We start from the raw sequence: 17,126 nt of genomic DNA on the forward strand, positions 1-17,126 counted from the left end.
ATGGCCGCAGGGGTGCGCCTAGGGCAGCGGACCGCCCCGGGCCGTGATCCACAGGTCGTACCACTCCTCGTGGGTGAGTTCCGGCTCGCGGTGCACCGCGTCCCGGCAGGCGAGGATGCGGTCGGGGCGGCTGGTGCCGATGACGGGGGCGACGCGCGCCGGATGCCGCTGGAGCCACCACAGGAGGATCGTCTCCGGGGTCGTCCGCTTGCGTGCCGCCAGGTCGGCGACGAGCCGTGCGGTGGGGGTCTCGCCGCCACCGGTGAACCGGCCCCGGGCGAGGGCGCCCCAGGCCTGCAGCTGGATGCCGTGGGTGGTGCAGTACTCGAGCGTCCCGTGCGGGAAACCGCTGTCGGCGGCGGCAGGGGTGTTCACGAGCACCCCTGCCTCGATCCAGTCGCGGCTCTCCAGGCTCATCTCCAACTGGTTGGCGACCAGCGGTACGTCGAGGTGGGCCCGCAGATGCGCGATCTGCGCGGCGCTCATGTTCGACACGCCGAACCGGCGCACCAGGCCCTGCCCGTGCAGCGAGGCGAGCGCCTTCGCGATCTCCTCCGGTCCCGTCAGCGGATCGGGCCGATGCAGGAGCAGTACGTCGATCACGTCGGTGCGCAGCCGTGTGAGGCTCTCCTCGACCCGCTGGACGATGGTCGGCCCCCGCAGGTCGTACAGGCCGGGCCGGACGCCGTCGGTCAGGCGGATGCCGCACTTGGTCTGCAGGACGATGCGCTCGCGCAGCCCGGACGCCCTGGACAGGACCTCACCGAAGACCGACTCGGATTTTCCGTGCCGGTAGATGTCGGCCTGGTCGAACACCGTGATGCCCGCCTCCAGGGCGGCCTCCACGGCGGCCTCGGCCGCGGCGATGTCCGCGGCGGCGTACGGCGTGGTGTCCCAGGTGCCACCGAGTCCCATGCACCCGTACAGCACACGGCCGGTTGTCACGTCGGTCCGCGATGCCATGTCTCTTCCTCCGTGTCGCTCCGTGTCGCTCCGTGCAGCCGCGTTTCGCCGCGTGGACGGCCTAGGCGTCTCGGCGCTCCGGCCGGCCGGACGCGGTCGATCCGCGGACCACGAGCTCCGGCATGAAGAGGAACTCGCTGTGCGGCGCGGGAGTTCCGCCGATCTCCTCCAGGAGGGTGCGGACCGAGGCCTGCCCCATCGCCTGGACCGGCTGGCGGACGGTGGTCAGCGGTGGGTCGGTGAACGCGATGAGCGGGGAGTCGTCGTAGCCGACCACCGAGATGTCACGCGGCACCGCCAAGTCCCGTTCCCTGGCGGCCCGGACGGCGCCGAGCGCCATCATGTCGCTGGCGCACACGATCGCCGTGCAGCCCCGGCCGATCAGCGTGCCCGCCGCGGCCTGGCCGCCCTCCAGGGTGTAGAGGGAGTGCTCGACGAACAGCTCGGAGTCCGCGGGGGACATCCCGAGGCTTTCGCGCATGCCGATCTGGAAGCCCTCGATCTTGCGCAGTACGGGCACGAAGCGCTTGGGGCCCACGGCGAGCCCGATGCGGGTGTGCCCCAGGGAGGCGAGATGGGTGACGGCGAGCCTGGCCGCGGCGCGGTCGTCCGTGGAGACGAAGGGGCCCTGCACCTTGGGGGAGAAGCCGTTGACGAGGACGAAGGGCACGCCCTTGCCGCGCAGCACTTCGTACCGCTCCATGTCGGCGGTGGTGTCGGCGTGCAGACCCGAGACGAAGATGATCCCGGAAACGCCGCGGTCCACCAGCATGTCGGTGAGTTCGTCCTCGGTGGAGCCGCCGGGTGTCTGGGTGGCGAGGACCGGCGTGTAGCCCTGGCGGGTCAGGGCCTGGGCGATGACCTGGGCGAGCGCGGGGAAGATCGGGTTGTCCAGCTCCGGCGTGATCAGGCCGATGAGGCCGGCGCTGCTGCGTCGGCGCAGCGGCGAGGGACGTTCGAAGCCGAGCGTGTCCAGGGCGGCGAGGACGGATTCGCGGGTGGCCGCTGCCACGCCGGGCTTGCCGTTGAGAACACGGCTGACGGTGGCTTCGCTCACTCCCGCCTGCGCTGCGATGTCGACGAGCCGTGCGGTCATGCGGGGACTGTACCGGTGATCCGCCGGATTGCACACCGGTTGTGGAAGCTTGCAGAAAGTGCCGGTCCTGCAAGGAGCTTGCGGGGCCTTCCAGGTGACCTGGGGAGGGTCAACTGCCACCTCAGGGGCCTGTCAAGCGCAGCAAGGGCAACCGTAAGGACACACGGCGGTAACGATCAGCAGCCCTTGCTGAAATTTCTCGCAAGGTCTTTCGGTGGCTTTTCAATCCTGTTACGTTCCCTGGCAACCCGGCGCCGCGTCGAGTGCGGCTCGTAGGAGGCAGCTCTGTTGGGGGTCTCGCCTCCCCTTGTTCCGGGATCAGTTGAAGGAGTTCACATGCGGCGTGGCATAGCGGCCACCGCAATGGTCGCGGCCCTGGCCCTGACAGCGGCGGCGTGCGGTGGCGATGACGGTGACAGCGGCAAGAAGGGCTCGGGCAAGCTGTCCGGAACCGTCACTTTCTGGGACACCTCGAACGACGCGGAGAAGGGGACCTACGAGAAGCTCGCCAAGGGCTTCGAGAAGCTCCACCCGGACGTCAAGGTCAACTACGTGAGCGTCGCGTTCGGCGAGGCCAACGCCAAGTTCAAGAACGCCGCGGGCGGCAACTCCGGCGCCCCCGACGTGATGCGCACCGAGGTCGCCTGGGTCGCGGACTTCGCCAACCTCGGCTACCTCGCCCCGCTGGAAGGCACCCCCGCACTCGACAAGGCGGACGACTACCTCCCGCAGGCCGCGGCCAGCACCAAGTTCAAGGGCAAGACCTACGCCGCGCCGCAGACCATCGACACCCTGGCACTCTTCTACAACAAGAAGATGCTCAAGGCCGCCGGTGTCGAGGCGCCCAAGACCTTCGACGAGGTGAAGAGCGCCGCGAAGAAGATCAAGTCGAAGTCCGGCAAGACCGGCCTCTACCTCCGCGGCGACGATCCGTACTACTACCTCCCGTACCTCTACGGCGAGGGCGGCGACCTCCTCGACACCAAGAACAAGAAGATCACCGTCGACGACCCGCAGGGCGCCGCGGCCTTCAAGGTCATGAAGGACCTGGTCGACTCCAAGGCCGCCACCACCGACGCGAGCGACGGCTACAACAACCAGCTCAACGCGTTCAAGGACGGCGACGTCGCGATGGCACTCGACGGACCCTGGTCCATCGAAGGCGCCATGCAGGGCAAGGAGTTCAAGGGCGACAAGGGCAACCTCGGCATCGCTCCGGTCCCCGGCGGCAGCGACCGCCAGGCCTCCCCGCAGGGCGGCTGGAACCTCGCGGCCTACGCAGGGTCCAAGAACCTCGACGCGAGCTACGAGTTCATCAAGTACATGAGCTCGGCCAAGGTGCAGCAGCAGACCACCGAGAAGCTGAGCCTGCTGCCCACCCGCACCTCGGTGTACGACGTGAAGTCCGTCAAGGACAACCAGATGGTGCAGTTCTTCAAGCCGGCCGTCGACAAGTCGGTGGAGCGGCCGTGGATCCCGCAGGCCAACGCCCTGTTCGAGCCGATCCGGCTGCAGATGGAGAAGGTGCTCAGCGGCAAGACCTCGCCCGACGACGGGGCGAAGGGTGTCGGCGACGCCTACCGCAAGCTGCTGAAGGACTACAAGTAAATGGCTGTTGACAGCAGCCAGACCCTGACCGGGGCCGTGGACGCGAAGGGCGTCCACGGCCGCGGCCGGGGGACCGGCAAGACTCCCGGGCGCCTGCGCAGGTCGCTTTCCACGCACTGGTACGCGTGGAGCATGGTCGCCCCCGTGGTGGCCGTGATCGGCGTGATCATCGGATACCCGCTGGTGCGGGGCCTGTACCTGTCGACGACCGACGCCAACGAGGCGAACGTCGAGCGCACCATCGGCGTCAATCACATCCCTGCGACCTACGAGTCCGTCGGCCTGGACAACTACACCGCGGTCTTCAACGACGGCGTTTTCTGGGACCGGCTGACCTGGACGGTCATCTGGACCGTCTCCTGTGTGGCGATCTCCTTCGCGCTCGGCCTCGCGCTGGCGAACATGCTCAACCGCAAACTGGCGGGGCGCTCCCTCTACCGGATGGCGCTGATCCTGCCGTGGGCGGTGCCGGCCTTCGTCTCCGTGTTCACCTGGCGGCTGCTCTTCAACGAGAAGAACGGCATCCTCAACAAGATCCTCGCCGGCGGCGGCATCGACGCGATCCCGTGGCTGAACGACCCCACCTGGGCCAAGCTCTCGGTGATCACGGTCAACGTCTGGCTCGGCGTCCCGTTCATGCTGGTCGCCATGCTCGGCGGACTCCAGTCCATCCCCGGGGAGCTCTACGAGGCCGCGGAGATGGACGGCGCGAATGCCTGGCAGCGCTTCCGGCACATCACGCTGCCGGGTCTGCGGACCGTCAGCAGCACCGTGATCCTGATCAGCGGCATCTGGACCTTCAACATGTTCCCGGTGATCTTCCTGCTCACCCGGGGCGGTCCGGGAGACGCCACCGAGATCCTGGTGACGTACGCCTACCGGCTGTCGTTCGTCGTGAGCCCGCGCGACTTCGCGGGGTCCGCGGCCTGGGGCGTCATCATTCTGCTGCTCCTTTCGCTCTTCGCGGTCGTCTACCGCCGCGCGCTCCGCAAGCAGGGAGAAGTGTGGTGACCACCGTGACCGACCCGAAGAAGTCGTCGTCCTCGCCGTCCTCGTCGGACTCGTCCGCGAGCCGGCGCAAGAAGGTCAGGGAGCGCGGCGAGCGCGGCCCGCTGGCCTCGGTGGCGCTCCACGTGGGCCTGCTCGTCGCATCGGCCACCGCGGTGCTTCCGCCGCTGTGGCTCCTGATCACCTCGTTCAAGCCGACGAGCGAGGCGTTCTCCACCGACGTGGTCAAGGACTTCACGTTCCGCAACTACGACCACGTCGTCAACGACACCGAGTTCCTGAGCTGGCTCGCCAACTCGCTGCTCGTCGTGGGACTGACCACGGTGATCGGTGTCTTCATCGCCGCGACGACCGGTTACGCCGTCAGCCGCTTCAAGTTCCCCGGCATGCGGCCGCTGATGTGGCTCCTGCTGATCACGCAGATGTTCCCCGTCGCTGTGCTCATCGTGCCGCTCTACAACCTTCTGGCGAGCCTGGGCCTGCTCAACCAGCCCATCGGCCTGGTCGTCACGTATCTGACGATCGCCGTGCCGTTCTGCGCCTGGATGATGAAGGGGTACTTCGACACCATCCCGGTGGAGATCGACGAGGCCGGGCGGGTGGACGGGCTCAACCCGTTCGGCACCTTCTGGCGGCTCATCGTGCCGCTCGCCAAGCCCGGTCTCGCCGTCACCGGCTTCTACAGCTTCATCACCGGCTGGGCCGAAGTCGCCTACGCATCCGCCTTCATGACCGGCGAGGAGAACCTCACCCTGGCGGGCGGCCTGCAGACCTTCGTCAATCAGTACACCAGCGACTGGGGGTCACTGACGGCCGCGGCCGTGATCGTCGCCGTGCCCGCCGCGCTGATCTTCGGCTTCGTGCAGCGCCACCTCGTCTCCGGTCTCACGGCCGGTGCGACGAAGTCCTGACACGAAGCCCTGATACGGCACACACGTACGGCACACACCCCCCTCGCACTCGACCTCTCGATCTCAGGGAAGACATGACCCAGCATCTCGCTGCCCCTGCAGCCCCCGCCTCCGGCACGCACACGGACTGGTGGCGTGGCGCGGTGATCTACCAGGTCTACCCGCGCAGCTTCGCCGACGGCAACGGTGACGGAATGGGCGACCTGGACGGCGTCCGTGCCCGCCTTCCCTACCTCAGGGATCTCGGCGTCGACGCTGTCTGGCTCAGCCCCTTCTACTCCTCACCGCAGGCCGACGCCGGCTACGACGTCGCCGACTACCGCGCGATCGACCCGATGTTCGGCAGCCTCCTCGACGCCGACGCCCTGCTCCGGGACGCCCATGACCTGGGCTTGCGCGTCATCGTCGACCTGGTTCCCAACCACTCGTCCGACCAGCACGACTGGTTCCAGCGCGCCCTGCGCGAGGGCCCGGGATCGCCGCTGCGTGAGCGCTACCACTTCAGGACGGGCAAGGGCGAGCACGGTGAACTCCCGCCCAACGACTGGGAGTCCGTCTTCGGCGGCCCGGCCTGGACGCGGACACCGGACGGCGAGTGGTACCTGCACCTCTTCGCGCCCGCGCAGCCCGACTTCAACTGGGAACACCCCGCTGTGCACGACGAGTTCCGCTCGATCCTGCGCTTCTGGCTCGACATGGGTGTCGACGGCTTCCGCGTCGACGTCGCCCACGGCCTGGTCAAGGCCGAGGGCCTGCCCGACATCGGCCGCAGCGACCAGCTCAAGCTGCTGGGCAACGATGTCATGCCGTTCTTCGACCAGGACGGCGTGCACGAGATCTACCGCAGCTGGCGCAAGGTCCTCACCGAGTACGCGGGTGAGCGGATCCTGGTCGCCGAGGCGTGGACGCCCACCGTCGAGCGCGCCGCCGCGTACGTGCGCCAGGACGAGATGCACCAGGCCTTCAACTTCCAGTATCTGGGCACCCATTGGGACGCCGCCGAGCTGCGCGAGGTCATCGACGCGTCGCTGGCCGCGATGCGCCCCGTCGGCGCCCCGGCCACGTGGGTGCTCTCCAACCACGACGTCACCCGCCACGCCACGCGGTTCGCCAACCCGCCCGGACTCGGCACCCAGCTGCGCACTGCCGGCGACCGCGCGCTCGGCCTGCGCCGCGCCCGCGCAGCGACCCTCCTGATGCTGGCACTGCCCGGCTCCGCCTACGTCTACCAGGGCGAGGAACTGGGCCTGCCGGACGTCACCGAGCTGCCCGACGAGGTGCGCCAGGACCCCTCGTTCGTCCGGGCGAGCGGGCAGGACGGTTTCCGTGACGGCTGCCGGGTGCCGATCCCCTGGACCACCGAAGGCTCCAGTTACGGGTTCGGCGCGGGCGGCAGCTGGCTGCCGCAGCCCACAGGGTGGGGCGAGCTCAGCGTCCAGGCGCAGACCGGTGACCCCGCGTCCACCCTGGAGCTGTACCGCAGCGCGCTCGCCGTGCGCCGCGAGCAGCCCGGCCTCGGCGCGGGCGACTCGCTGGAGTGGCTGGAGGCGCCCGAGGGGGTTCTCGCCTTCCGCCGGGAGAGCTTCGTGTGCACGGCGAACACCACCGGCGCGGCGGTGCGTATCGCGGTCCCCGGCCGCATCCTCCTGTCCAACGCCGAGGTGGAGACGGCGGACGGCAAGGTCGAGCTGCCGGCCGACACCACCGTCTGGTGGGCGGTGTGACCCTCTCCCCGCCGCGGGACGCCGACCGGGGAGACCGGGGCGTTCCGCGGCTCGCGGACATCGCGGCCCAGTCCGGCGTCAGCGAGGCCACCGCGAGCCGGGTGCTCAACGGCAAGCCGGGAGTGGCCGCGGGCACCCGGCGTCGGGTGCTCGCCGCCCTGGACGTGCTCGGTTACGAGCGGCCCATGCGGCTCAAGCGGCACAGCGCGGGCCTGGTCGGTCTGGTCATCCCCGAGCTGAGCAACCCGATCTTCCCCGCCTTCGCGCAGGTCGTCGAGCAGGTCCTTTCCGGGCACGGATACACGCCGATGCTGTGCACCCAGATGCCGGACGGGGCCAGCGAGGACGAGCTGGTCGAGCAGTTGGAGGAGCGCCGCGTCAGCGGCATCGTCTTCCTCTCCGGGCTGCACGCCGACACCACGGCCGACCCGACGCGGTACCTCGAACTGCACGCCAGACGTGTGCCGTTCGTCCTGATCAACGGCTACAACGAACACATCCCGGTGTCCTTCGTCTCGCCCGACGACCGCGCGGCCGTCCGGATTGCGGTGCGCCACCTCGTCGACCTCGGCCACGAGCGGATCGGTCTCGCTATCGGCCCCACCCGCTACGTCCCTTCGCTGCGCAAGGCGGAGGGCTTCACGGCGGCGCTGCACGCGCTGCTCGGTCTGGAACAGGCGCAGGCCGAACCGCGCGTGCAGCGCACGCTGTTCACGGTGGAGGGCGGGCACGCGGCGGCCAGCGCCCTGCTGGACCAGGGATGCACGGCGATGGTCTGCGGCAGCGACATGATGGCGCTCGGCGCCGTCCGCGCGGCGCGTGAGCGGGGCCTGTCGGTGCCCGGGGACGTCTCCGTGGTCGGCTTCGACGATTCGCCCCTGATCGCCTTCACGGACCCGCCGCTGACCACGGTGCGCCAGCCGGTGCAGGCGATGGCGAGCGCCGCGGTGGGCGCGCTGATCGAGGAACTGCACGGAAACCCCGTACAGCACACGGAGTTCGTCTTCCAGCCCGAGCTCGTGGTGCGTGGATCGACGGCGCAGGCGCGGCGCCGAGTGTGTGCGGAGGGTTGACCGGGGTTCTCGAGGGTCGTACGGTCTCGACCGAAAACGGCGTCGCAATATTTCTGCAACATCCTTCAAAGGCCATGCAGGAGGCCCTCATGACCGGCCGAAAGAGCAGAGTCCGCAGACCCTTCGCCGCCGCCCTCGCCCTGGTCGCGGGCGCCGCGGGCAGCATCGTCGCCGGAGCGCCGCAGGCGCAGGCCGCGCCGCCCGGCGCCAAGGACGTCACCGCCGTGCTCTTCGAGTGGAAGTACGACTCGGTGGCCAAGGCGTGCACGCAGCAGCTCGGCCCCGACGGCTACGGCTACGTGCAGGTCTCCCCGCCCCAGGAGCGCATCCAGGGCGAGGCGTGGTGGGCCGCTTACCAGCCGGTCAGCTACAAGATCGGCAGCCGACTAGGTGACCGGGCCGCGTTCAGGAACATGGTCGACACCTGCCACGGGGCCGGGCTGAAGGTCGTCGCCGACGCGGTGATCAACCACATGACGAACGCCTCCGGTACGGGCTCGGCGGGATCGTCCTTCACCAAGTACGACTACCCCGGTACGTATTCGGGCGCGGACATGGACGACTGCCGCTCGGACATCAGCAATTATCAGGACCGTTGGAACGTCCAGAACTGCGAGCTGGGCGGCCTCGCCGATCTCGACACCGGTGAGGAGTACGTACGGGGGCGGATCGCGGCCTACCTGAACGATCTGCTGTCCCTGGGCGTCGACGGCTTCCGGGTCGACGCGGCCAAGCACATCCCCGTGGACGACCTGAAGAACATCAAGTCCCGGCTCAGCAACCCCGGCGTCCACTTCAAGCAGGAGACGATCTACGGCGCCGGAGAGGCGGTGTCCCCGAGCGAGTACACCGCCACCGGCGACGCCCAGGAGTTCCGCTACGGCTGGGACCTCAAGCGGGTGTTCAACGACGAGAAGCTCGCGTACCTGAAGAACTTCGGCGAGGGCTGGGGCTACCTGCCCGGCGGCTCGGCCGCCGTCTTCGTCGCCAACCACGACACCGAACGGCACGGCCAGACGCTCACCTACAAGGACGGCGCGAACTACACCCTCGCGCACGTCTTCATGCTGGCCCTGCCCTATGGCTCACCGGACGTGCACTCCGGATACGAGTTCAGCAGCAACGACGCCGGATCGCCGAACGGCGGCCAGGTGAACGCCTGTTACAGCGACGGCTGGAAATGCCAGCACGCCTGGCCCGAGATCAGGAGCATGGTCAAGTTCCGCAACACCGCGCGCGGGACCGGCGTGACCAACTGGTGGGACAACGGCAACGACGCCATCGCGTTCGGCCGGGGTGACAAGGCGTACGTGGTCATCAACCACGAGGGCTCGACCGTCGACCGGACCTTCCAGACCGCACTCGCCGCGGGTAGCTACTGCGACATCCAGAGCGGCAGGAGCGTCACCGTCAACGGCTCGGGCCAGTTCACGGCCGCCGTGGCGCCGAACACCGCCCTCGCGCTGCACACCGGGGCCAGGAGCTGCTGACCGCAGCCCGCCCGCCGCATGACCGGCCGCCCGGCCTTCGCTTCCCCGCCGCCGGGCGGCCCCGCTCCCGCACCCCCCCGCACGCTTTCACCCCGTACCTCCCGTCATTGATCCGCAAGGAGAACCGCCCGTGACCGGCTCCCCGCGCCGCACCCTCGTGGCCACGGCCCTCGCTCTACTCGCCGCCGTCGCACCCCTGGCGTCCCTGGCCGGCGCCGCGCCGGGGGCACCGGCCGCCGCCGACGCGCCCGCCCCACTCGACCTGGCCACGTCCCGGGCCCAGTGGATCGACGAGAACACCGTCGCCTGGGACGTCCAAGGGGACGCAGCATCACAGGAGTTGGTGTATGCCCGCGACGGCCGGCTCTCCCTCACGGACGGCGCACTTGCCGGCGAGGGGCGGCGGATCCGCCTTGCCCCGGTCGACGGCGGCCTCACCGACGCCCAGCGCAAGAAGTATCCGCACCTGAAGGGTTACGCGGCCTTCGCCGTCGACCCGCGGGACCGGGACCGGATCCGACATGCCCTGACCGGCCAACTCGTCGCCACCCGCAGCAGTTCCGACGGCACCCTCCTCGCCGCCACCGGCGTACAGACGCAAGGCGTCCTCGACGACCTCTACAGCGCCACCGCCACCAAGGCGGCCCTCGGCCCGCAGTTCCGCGACGGCCGCCCCACGCTGGCCCTGTGGGCCCCCACGGCGCAGTCCGTCAGCCTCGAACTCGACGGTAAGCGCGTGGCGATGCGGCGCGACGACACCAGTGGTGTGTGGTCCGTCGCCGGGGGACGCGGCTGGTCGGGGAAGCAGTATCGGTACGTCGTGAAGGTGTGGGCGCCCAGCGTCCAGAAGGTCGTCACCAACAAGGTCACGGACCCCTACTCCACGGCGCTCACCGCCGACTCGCGGCGCAGCATCGCCGTCGACCTCGACGACCCGAGGCTTGCGCCCAAGGGCTGGGAGCGCCTGAAGAAGCCGAAGGCAGAGCCCCTGCGCGACGCGCAGATACAGGAGCTGCACATCCGCGACTTCTCCGTGGAGGACAAGACGGCGCGTCACCCCGGCAAGTACCTGGCCTTCACCGACACGAAGTCCGACGGTATGAAGCACTTGCGCAAGCTGGCCAAGTCGGGGACGTCATATGTCCACTTGCTGCCCGCTTTCGACATCGGCACCATCCCCGAGCGAGCCGCGGACCAGGCCACACCCGACTGCGACCTGACGGCGCCCGGCCCGGACTCCGAAGAGCAACAGGCCTGCGTCACCAAGACCGCGGCCAAGGACGCCTACAACTGGGGTTACGACCCCCTGCACTACACCGTGCCGGAGGGCAGCTACGCGAGCGACCCCGCCGGTACCCGCCGCACGGTCGAGTTCCGGCAGATGGTCCAGGGCCTCAACGGCTCAGGCCTGCGCACCGTCATGGACGTCGTCTACAACCACACGGTGGCGAGCGGCCAGGCCGACAAGTCCGTACTCGACAAGATCGTGCCCGGCTACTACCAGCGGCTGCTCCCCGACGGCACGGTCGCCACCTCCACGTGCTGCGCCAACACCGCGCCCGAGAACGCGATGATGGGCAAACTCGTGGTCGACTCACTGGTCACCTGGGCCAAGGAGTACAAGGTCGACGGCTTCCGCTTCGACCTGATGGGTCACCACCCCAAGGCGAACATCCTTGCTGTGAGAAAGGCCCTGGACGCCCTGACCGTCGCGAAGGACGGCGTCGACGGGAAGAAGATCGTCCTCTACGGCGAGGGCTGGAACTTCGGTGAGATCGCCGATGACGCCCGTTTCGTCCAGGCCACCCAGAAGAACATGGCGGGCACGGGCATCGCCACCTTCTCCGACCGTGGCCGCGACGCGGTGCGCGGCGGCGGCCCCTTCGATGAGGACCCCGGCGTGCAGGGCTTCGCCAGCGGCCTGTTCACCGACCCCAACGCCTCGAAGGCGAACGGCACCCCGGTCGAGCAGAAGGCGAGGCTGCTGCACTACCAGGACCTGCTGAAGGTCGCCCTCACGGGCAACCTCTCCGCGTACAGGTTCACGGACTCGGCGGGAAGGCGGGTCAAGGGCTCCGAGGTCGACTACAACGGCGCACCGGCCGGATACGCGGCGGCCCCCGGCGACGCCCTCTCCTACGCCGACGCCCACGACAACGAATCCCTCTACGACGCCCTCGCGTTCAAGCTCCCCGCGGACACCACGGCCGCCGAGCGCTCCCGCATGCAGGTCCTCGCGATGGCGACCGCGACCCTGGCCCAGGGCCCTTCCCTCTCCCAGGCGGGCAGCGACCTGCTGCGCTCGAAGTCGCTGGACCGCAACTCCTACGACAGCGGTGACTGGTTCAACGCCCTGCACTGGAACTGCCGGGACGGCAACGGCTTCGGGCGAGGCCTGCCCCCGGCCGCCGACAACAAGGACAAGTGGCCCTACGGAAAGCCCCTACTGACGTCCAAGGCCCTGACGCCGGGCTGCGCCGAAATCAACGGCACATCGGCCGCCTACCAGGACCTGCTCAAACTGCGCGCGACGGAGCCGGCGTTCTCCCTGACCACGACCGCCCAGGTCCAGTCCCAACTCGCCTTCCCCCTCTCGGGAACGCCGAAGGAAACCCCGGGCGTCATCACCATGCAGCTCGAAAACCTCATGGTCATCTTCAACGCAACCCCGAAGCCCCAGAAACAGAGCGTCACCCTTCCGAAGGGCGCCACATACTCCCTCCACCCGACCCAGGCAAAGGGCGCGGACGAGGTGGTCAAGTCCGCGTCATACGAGAGGGGTTCGGACACGTTCAACGTCCCTGCTCGCAGCGTCGCGGTCTTCGAACGAGACTGAGCGTCTGCTCCCTTTCGCAGCTCGTCGCACGCGCACGTGCCGCGTTAGCGTGGGCCCCTCAGGGAAGGCAGTGGAAGTCACTGCAAGCGATACCAGGCGGGGAGATCTCGACGTGGCCAGTAAGTTCACCGAGCTTGCGATCGACTGTGTCGATCCCGATGCGCTTGCCCAATTCTGGTGCGCCGTCCTCGGTTACGAGGTGCAGGAGGCGGAGGACGGGTTCATTTCCATCGGTGCGCCTCAAGAGCCTGGCGGCGCGCAGTGCGTCGGGCCAGTTCCGCCCACGCTGGGGTTCGCGCGGGTGCCTGAGGGCAAGGCCATCAAGAACCGGCTCCACATCGACGTCAACCCGACCGACAGGGAGCAGGACGAAGAGGTCCGTCGACTGCTCGGACTCGGTGCTCGGCACGCCGACGTCGGCCAGACCGGCGACGAGAGCTGGGTCATCCTCGCCGACCCCGAAGGGAACGAGTTCTGCGTCCTCGCGACTCGCCGCCCCTGAGAAGCGGCGCCCCCGCGGCACTGTGGCCGCGATGATGGGCTCCGACCGGTAGGAGACCGCAGACTCACGCGTCCGTAGTCGAAGGAGCCACATGGCCAAGCTCATCTACTCGATGATCACCTCGCTCGACGGCTACGCCGAGGCGGCGGAGGGCGGCCTCGGCACCGGCGCCGAGGACCCGGAGGTGCACACCTTCATCAACGACCTCTTCCGCCCCGTCGGCACATATCTCTACGGCCGACGGATGTACGAGACGATGGTCTATTGGGAGACCGCGCACACCGAGCCCGACCAGCCGCCGCACATCCTGCAGTACGCCCGCGACTGGCAGGCCGCGGAGAAGATCGTGTACTCCACGACGCTCGATTCGGTGTCCAGCGCGAAGACCCGAATTGAGCGCACCTTCGATCCGGAGGCGGTGCGCAGACTCAAGGCGGAGGCCGAGCACGACCTCACCGTCGACGGCCCGAACCTCGCAGGCCAGGCGATCGCAGCCGGCCTGGTGGACGAGTACCACCTGTTCATCACCACGAGCGTGGTCGGCGGCGGCAAACGCTTCTTCCCCGACGGCGTGCGCCTCGATCTCGATCTCGCCGAGGAGCGCGCCTTCGACAGCGGCCTGATCTACGCGCGCTACCGGACCCGCTGAGTCGACGCCGGTACGAGGCGGTATGCGCCGCCCTCGGGGATCACGTGGCCCGCGGTGGGCGGCGGGAAGTGGCTGCCCAGCAGAAGAGTTCGGGTGTCGACGAGCGAACTGAGCAGTTCCTGGCGGGTCCTGGTCGCGGCTGCGGGGTCGATGTCCACGCAGCTGCCCAGGTCGGGGTGGACCAGCTGGACCGGGTGATGGATGCAGTCGCCGGTGATGAGCGCGCTCTCGCCGCGACTGCTCAGTTCCACCGCCACCTGGCCCGGCGTGTGGCCCGGGGTGGGGCGCAGACGGACCCCCGGCGCGATGTCCAGCGCGTGGCCCCTGCTGCCGGTGGTTCCGAAAGGGACGTCGACCAAGTCCAGCAGACCTGCCTCCCAGATGGGGTGCACGGAGTCGCGGAACATCTGGCGCCTCGCCTCGTCCATGTCGACGCCGGCCCAGTAGTCCCATTCGGTGCGCGTCGTGACGTAGCGGGCGTTGGGGAACGTGGGCGCCCAACTGCCCCCGTCCGCCCGCGTGTTCCAGCCGACATGGTCCGTGTGCAGGTGCGTGAGAATGACGAGATCCACTGTCTCGGGTGCGAAGCCGGCCGCCGTAAGCCGCGCCAGGTAGTCACTGTTCAGGTGGTCCCACGCGGGGTTGGCCCGCTGCTTGCCGTTGCCGATGCCGGTGTCCACGAGCACGCGGAGCCCGTCCACCTCGACCGCGAAGCTGTGGCTTGCAAGCCGCAGGACGCGCTGTTCGTCCGCGAAGTCCGGCTGGAGCCAGGGGACTTGATCGACGATCTCCGGAGTTGCTCCGGGCAGCAGCCAGGGGCCCGTCTGCTGTGGCATCTGCACCTCGTCGATACGGCGGACGGTGAGGTCTCCCACCGTCCAGGCCGGGGCGCCGGTGTGGGGGTTGACGTGGGGCGCGGTCGTGGACATGCGGTTCCCTTCTGGCGGCTAAAAGCAACGTGTTTGCTTTAAGGGAGCGTAGGGTCTAGCGTCCCGTTAAAGCAAACCATTAGCGTTTGAGTGTCGAGAGGGCCGCACATGAACATCGCTGAACTCACCCCGCAGGAGGCCGCCCGAGGGGCGCTCCGGGCGGGCCTGCCCCTGACGAGCGACCGTCACGAAGTGGTGGCCCTGACCGTCGGCCACATCCAGTCCGTCATCGCCACCCTCCGCGAACTGGACTTCGGCGAGACGCCGCCCGCGATGTCCTCGGCGCCTGCGGCCGGACAGGAGGGCGTCGATGCAGCCGTATGAGCTGTCCCTGGCCGACGCCTCCCAGGCCATGGCCGCGAAGAAGCTCTCCCCGGTCGAGCTGACCGCGTCGGTGCTCGACCGCATCGGAGCGGTGGACGAGCGACTCCACGCCTACGTCACCGTCGACGCGGACTCCGCCCGGAAGTCGGCGGAACGGGCCGAGCGTGAGATCGCCCAGGGGGAGTCGCGCGGTCCGCTGCACGGGATACCCATGGGTCTGAAGGACCTGATCGACGTCGAGGGCATGCCCACCACGGCGAGCTCACGCGTCAGGTCCTGCCATGTCGCCGCGCGCGACAGCGCCGTCGCCACGCGCCTGTCCGACGCCGGTGCGGTGCTGCTGGGGAAGACCCACACCCACGAGTTCGCCTACGGCCTCACCACTCCCCAGACGCGCAACGCCTGGGACCACGGCCGCGTCGCCGGTGGGTCCAGCGGCGGCTCAGCCGTGGCCGTCGCGGCGGGAGGGGCCACCTTCGCGCTGGGGACGGACACCGGCGGTTCGATCCGCGTGCCCGCGGCGCTGAACGGCGTGGTTGGCCTCAAGCCGACGTACGGCCTGATCTCCCGCCGGGGAGTGACCTCCCTGTCCTGGTCCCTGGATCATGTCGGCCCCCTCACCCGTACGGTGCGGGACGCCTCGCTCGTCCTTGCCGCGTTGGTGGGCCGGGACGAGTACGATCCCGCCTCCCCGGCGTCGGAAGGTGACCTTTCAGGGCTACGGGTCGGAGTGCCGCGCAACTACTACTTCGAGCGGATCAGCCCGGAGGTGGAGAAGGGCGTGCGCCGGGCCATCGGGCGGCTCCAGGAGCTGGGGGCCGAACTCGTCGACGTAGAGATCCCGTTGACGCGCTATATCCAGGCCACTCAGTGGGGTCTGATGGTCCCGGAGGCGACGTCGTACCACGAGCGGACGCTTCGCTCGGTGCCCGATCTGTACACGCCGGACGTCCGCGTCCTGCTGGAGGCGGGCGAGTTCGTGTCCGCCGGTGACTATCTCAGGGCCCAGCGCGCGAGGACGCTGATGCGCGAGGCCTGGGCCCACATGCTCGCCCGCGTCGACGTGATCGCCGCCCCGGCGGTCCCGATGACGGCCGTCGAGGCCGGACAGGGCAGTGTGCGGTGGGCGGACGGCACGGTGGAGGCCGTCTCCGACAGCTACGTCCGTCTCTCCGCGCCCGCCAACATCACAGGGGTGCCCGCGCTGACCCTGCCCGTGGGGAAGGATCACGCGGGCCTGCCGATCGGCATGCAACTCATGGGGCGCCCGCTCGACGAGGCGACCGTGCTGCGGGTCGGGCACGCGTACGAGATGATCCATGGCACCGCGCTAGAAGCAATGAATTCGCGTTAAGGGATTAAGGTGGAGCCATGAGTCCCAAGCCCATGGTCCGGCCCGGAGGGCGCAGCGCCCGAGTTCAGGAGTCAGTGCACGCGGCGGTGCGTGAGCTGCAGGCCGAGCTGGGGCGCGAGGCGCTGACCGTTCCTCTCGTCGCGGCTCGCGCGGGGGTGACGCCGTCGACCGTCTACCGCCGGTGGGGAGACCTTCAGGAGCTCCTGTCCGACGTCGCGGTCGAACACCTGCGCCCCGAGGAGGCGCCGGCCGACCTCGGCACCCTGCGTGCGGACCTCGGCGCCTGGGCCGAGCAGTTCCTCGACGAAATGGCCTCCCCGCCGGGGCGCGCGTACATCAGGGACGCCCTTCTCGGGGACCCGGACGGGAGCAACGCCGGCCACTGCTCCGCCTACGCCGCGCAACAGATCGACATCGTCCTGGCGCGCGCGGCGGAGCGAGGCGAGGCCGCGCCGGACACGGAGCAGGTCGTCGACCGGGTCGTGGCCCCGATGATGTACCGCATCCTCTTCCGCCCCGGCCAACTGGACGCCGCTTACGCGCGCGCACTCGTGGACCACGCCCTCTCGGAGTAGTCCCGAACCGGCAGCAGACGCCGAACGGAATTCGACGAGCAGAACCAGCACGGAACGAATCAACTATCCGCGCAGGCCCGTCGG

The 17,126-nt window shown here is 69.2% G+C and carries 14 protein-coding genes and 1 pseudogene; 12 read left to right on the forward strand and 3 right to left on the reverse strand.

All coding sequences use genetic code 11. From position 1 onward, the window contains the following. Positions 1 to 18: 18 nt before the first annotated feature. Both ABXJ52_RS34485 and ABXJ52_RS34490 read right to left on the reverse strand, forming a co-directional pair. Positions 19 to 963, reverse strand: a complete 945-nt coding sequence (locus ABXJ52_RS34485) for an aldo/keto reductase (protein ID WP_367047667.1) — start codon at positions 961 to 963, stop codon at positions 19 to 21. A 61-nt stretch (positions 964 to 1,024) separates the two neighbouring features. Beyond that, on the reverse strand, positions 1,025 to 2,059 hold the full coding sequence (locus ABXJ52_RS34490) for a LacI family DNA-binding transcriptional regulator (protein WP_367047670.1): 1,035 nt from the start codon (positions 2,057 to 2,059) through the stop codon (positions 1,025 to 1,027). Between the two features lie 336 nt (positions 2,060 to 2,395). Between ABXJ52_RS34490 and ABXJ52_RS34495 the strand changes: the two genes are divergently transcribed. The 9 genes and pseudogenes from ABXJ52_RS34495 to ABXJ52_RS34535 all read left to right on the forward strand — a co-directional run bounded on the left by ABXJ52_RS34495 (position 2,396) and on the right by ABXJ52_RS34535 (position 13,860). Further along, positions 2,396 to 3,667 carry an extracellular solute-binding protein gene (locus tag ABXJ52_RS34495; protein WP_367047672.1) on the forward strand — a complete coding sequence of 424 codons (1,272 nt, stop codon included), beginning with the start codon at positions 2,396 to 2,398 and terminating at the stop codon, positions 3,665 to 3,667. Next, positions 3,668 to 4,678, forward strand: a complete 1,011-nt coding sequence (locus ABXJ52_RS34500; RefSeq protein ID WP_367047675.1) for a sugar ABC transporter permease — start codon at positions 3,668 to 3,670, stop codon at positions 4,676 to 4,678. Positions 4,679 to 4,779: 101 nt separating this feature from the next. Then, positions 4,780 to 5,586 (forward strand): carbohydrate ABC transporter permease, encoded by an 807-nt coding sequence (locus ABXJ52_RS34505; RefSeq protein WP_367049463.1) that lies wholly within the window; start codon positions 4,780 to 4,782, stop codon positions 5,584 to 5,586. A gap of 74 nt (positions 5,587 to 5,660) precedes the next feature. Further along, entirely contained in the window at positions 5,661 to 7,310 is a 1,650-nt protein-coding gene (locus ABXJ52_RS34510; RefSeq protein ID WP_367047677.1) for a glycoside hydrolase family 13 protein, read from the forward strand. Beyond that, the gene (locus ABXJ52_RS34515; RefSeq protein ID WP_367047680.1) at positions 7,298 to 8,383 is read left to right on the forward strand and encodes a LacI family DNA-binding transcriptional regulator; all 1,086 of its coding nucleotides are present in this window, start codon (positions 7,298 to 7,300) and stop codon (positions 8,381 to 8,383) included. Before ABXJ52_RS34510 ends, ABXJ52_RS34515 begins: the two co-directional genes overlap by 13 nt. A gap of 89 nt (positions 8,384 to 8,472) precedes the next feature. Then, positions 8,473 to 9,870: pseudogene (locus ABXJ52_RS34520) on the forward strand (alpha-amylase family protein); the annotation flags it as partial. Between the two features lie 133 nt (positions 9,871 to 10,003). After that, positions 10,004 to 12,709, forward strand: coding sequence for a pullulanase-type alpha-1,6-glucosidase (gene pulA, locus ABXJ52_RS34525; protein ID WP_367047683.1), 2,706 nt, complete (start codon positions 10,004 to 10,006; stop codon positions 12,707 to 12,709). Between the two features lie 112 nt (positions 12,710 to 12,821). Beyond that, the gene (locus ABXJ52_RS34530) at positions 12,822 to 13,211 is read left to right on the forward strand and encodes a VOC family protein (RefSeq protein WP_367047686.1); all 390 of its coding nucleotides are present in this window, start codon (positions 12,822 to 12,824) and stop codon (positions 13,209 to 13,211) included. A gap of 91 nt (positions 13,212 to 13,302) precedes the next feature. Next, the gene (locus ABXJ52_RS34535) at positions 13,303 to 13,860 is read left to right on the forward strand and encodes a dihydrofolate reductase family protein (RefSeq protein ID WP_367047689.1); all 558 of its coding nucleotides are present in this window, start codon (positions 13,303 to 13,305) and stop codon (positions 13,858 to 13,860) included. On the opposite strand, the gene ABXJ52_RS34540 is transcribed toward ABXJ52_RS34535, so the two are convergent. After that, a complete protein-coding gene (locus ABXJ52_RS34540; protein ID WP_367047690.1) occupies positions 13,845 to 14,789 on the reverse strand; it encodes an MBL fold metallo-hydrolase in 945 nt (314 codons plus the stop codon). The genes ABXJ52_RS34535 and ABXJ52_RS34540 overlap by 16 nt on opposite strands. Positions 14,790 to 14,897: 108 nt before the next feature. Here ABXJ52_RS34540 and ABXJ52_RS34545 point away from each other — a divergent pair, with 108 nt between their 5' ends. Genes ABXJ52_RS34545 through ABXJ52_RS34555 form a run of 3 tightly spaced genes read left to right on the forward strand, consistent with a single transcriptional unit; the run spans position 14,898 to position 17,042 of the window. After that, a complete protein-coding gene (locus ABXJ52_RS34545) occupies positions 14,898 to 15,113 on the forward strand; it encodes a hypothetical protein (RefSeq protein ID WP_367047692.1) in 216 nt (71 codons plus the stop codon). Further along, the gene (locus ABXJ52_RS34550; RefSeq protein WP_367047694.1) at positions 15,100 to 16,467 is read left to right on the forward strand and encodes an amidase; all 1,368 of its coding nucleotides are present in this window, start codon (positions 15,100 to 15,102) and stop codon (positions 16,465 to 16,467) included. The genes ABXJ52_RS34545 and ABXJ52_RS34550 overlap by 14 nt, the downstream gene beginning before the upstream one ends. 17 nt (positions 16,468 to 16,484) lie before the next feature. Continuing rightward, positions 16,485 to 17,042, forward strand: a complete 558-nt coding sequence (locus ABXJ52_RS34555; RefSeq protein ID WP_367047696.1) for a TetR/AcrR family transcriptional regulator — start codon at positions 16,485 to 16,487, stop codon at positions 17,040 to 17,042. Positions 17,043 to 17,126 lie beyond the last annotated feature (84 nt).

The organism is Streptomyces sp. Je 1-332 (assembly GCF_040730185.1).
GTDB lineage: Bacteria > Actinomycetota > Actinomycetes > Streptomycetales > Streptomycetaceae > Streptomyces.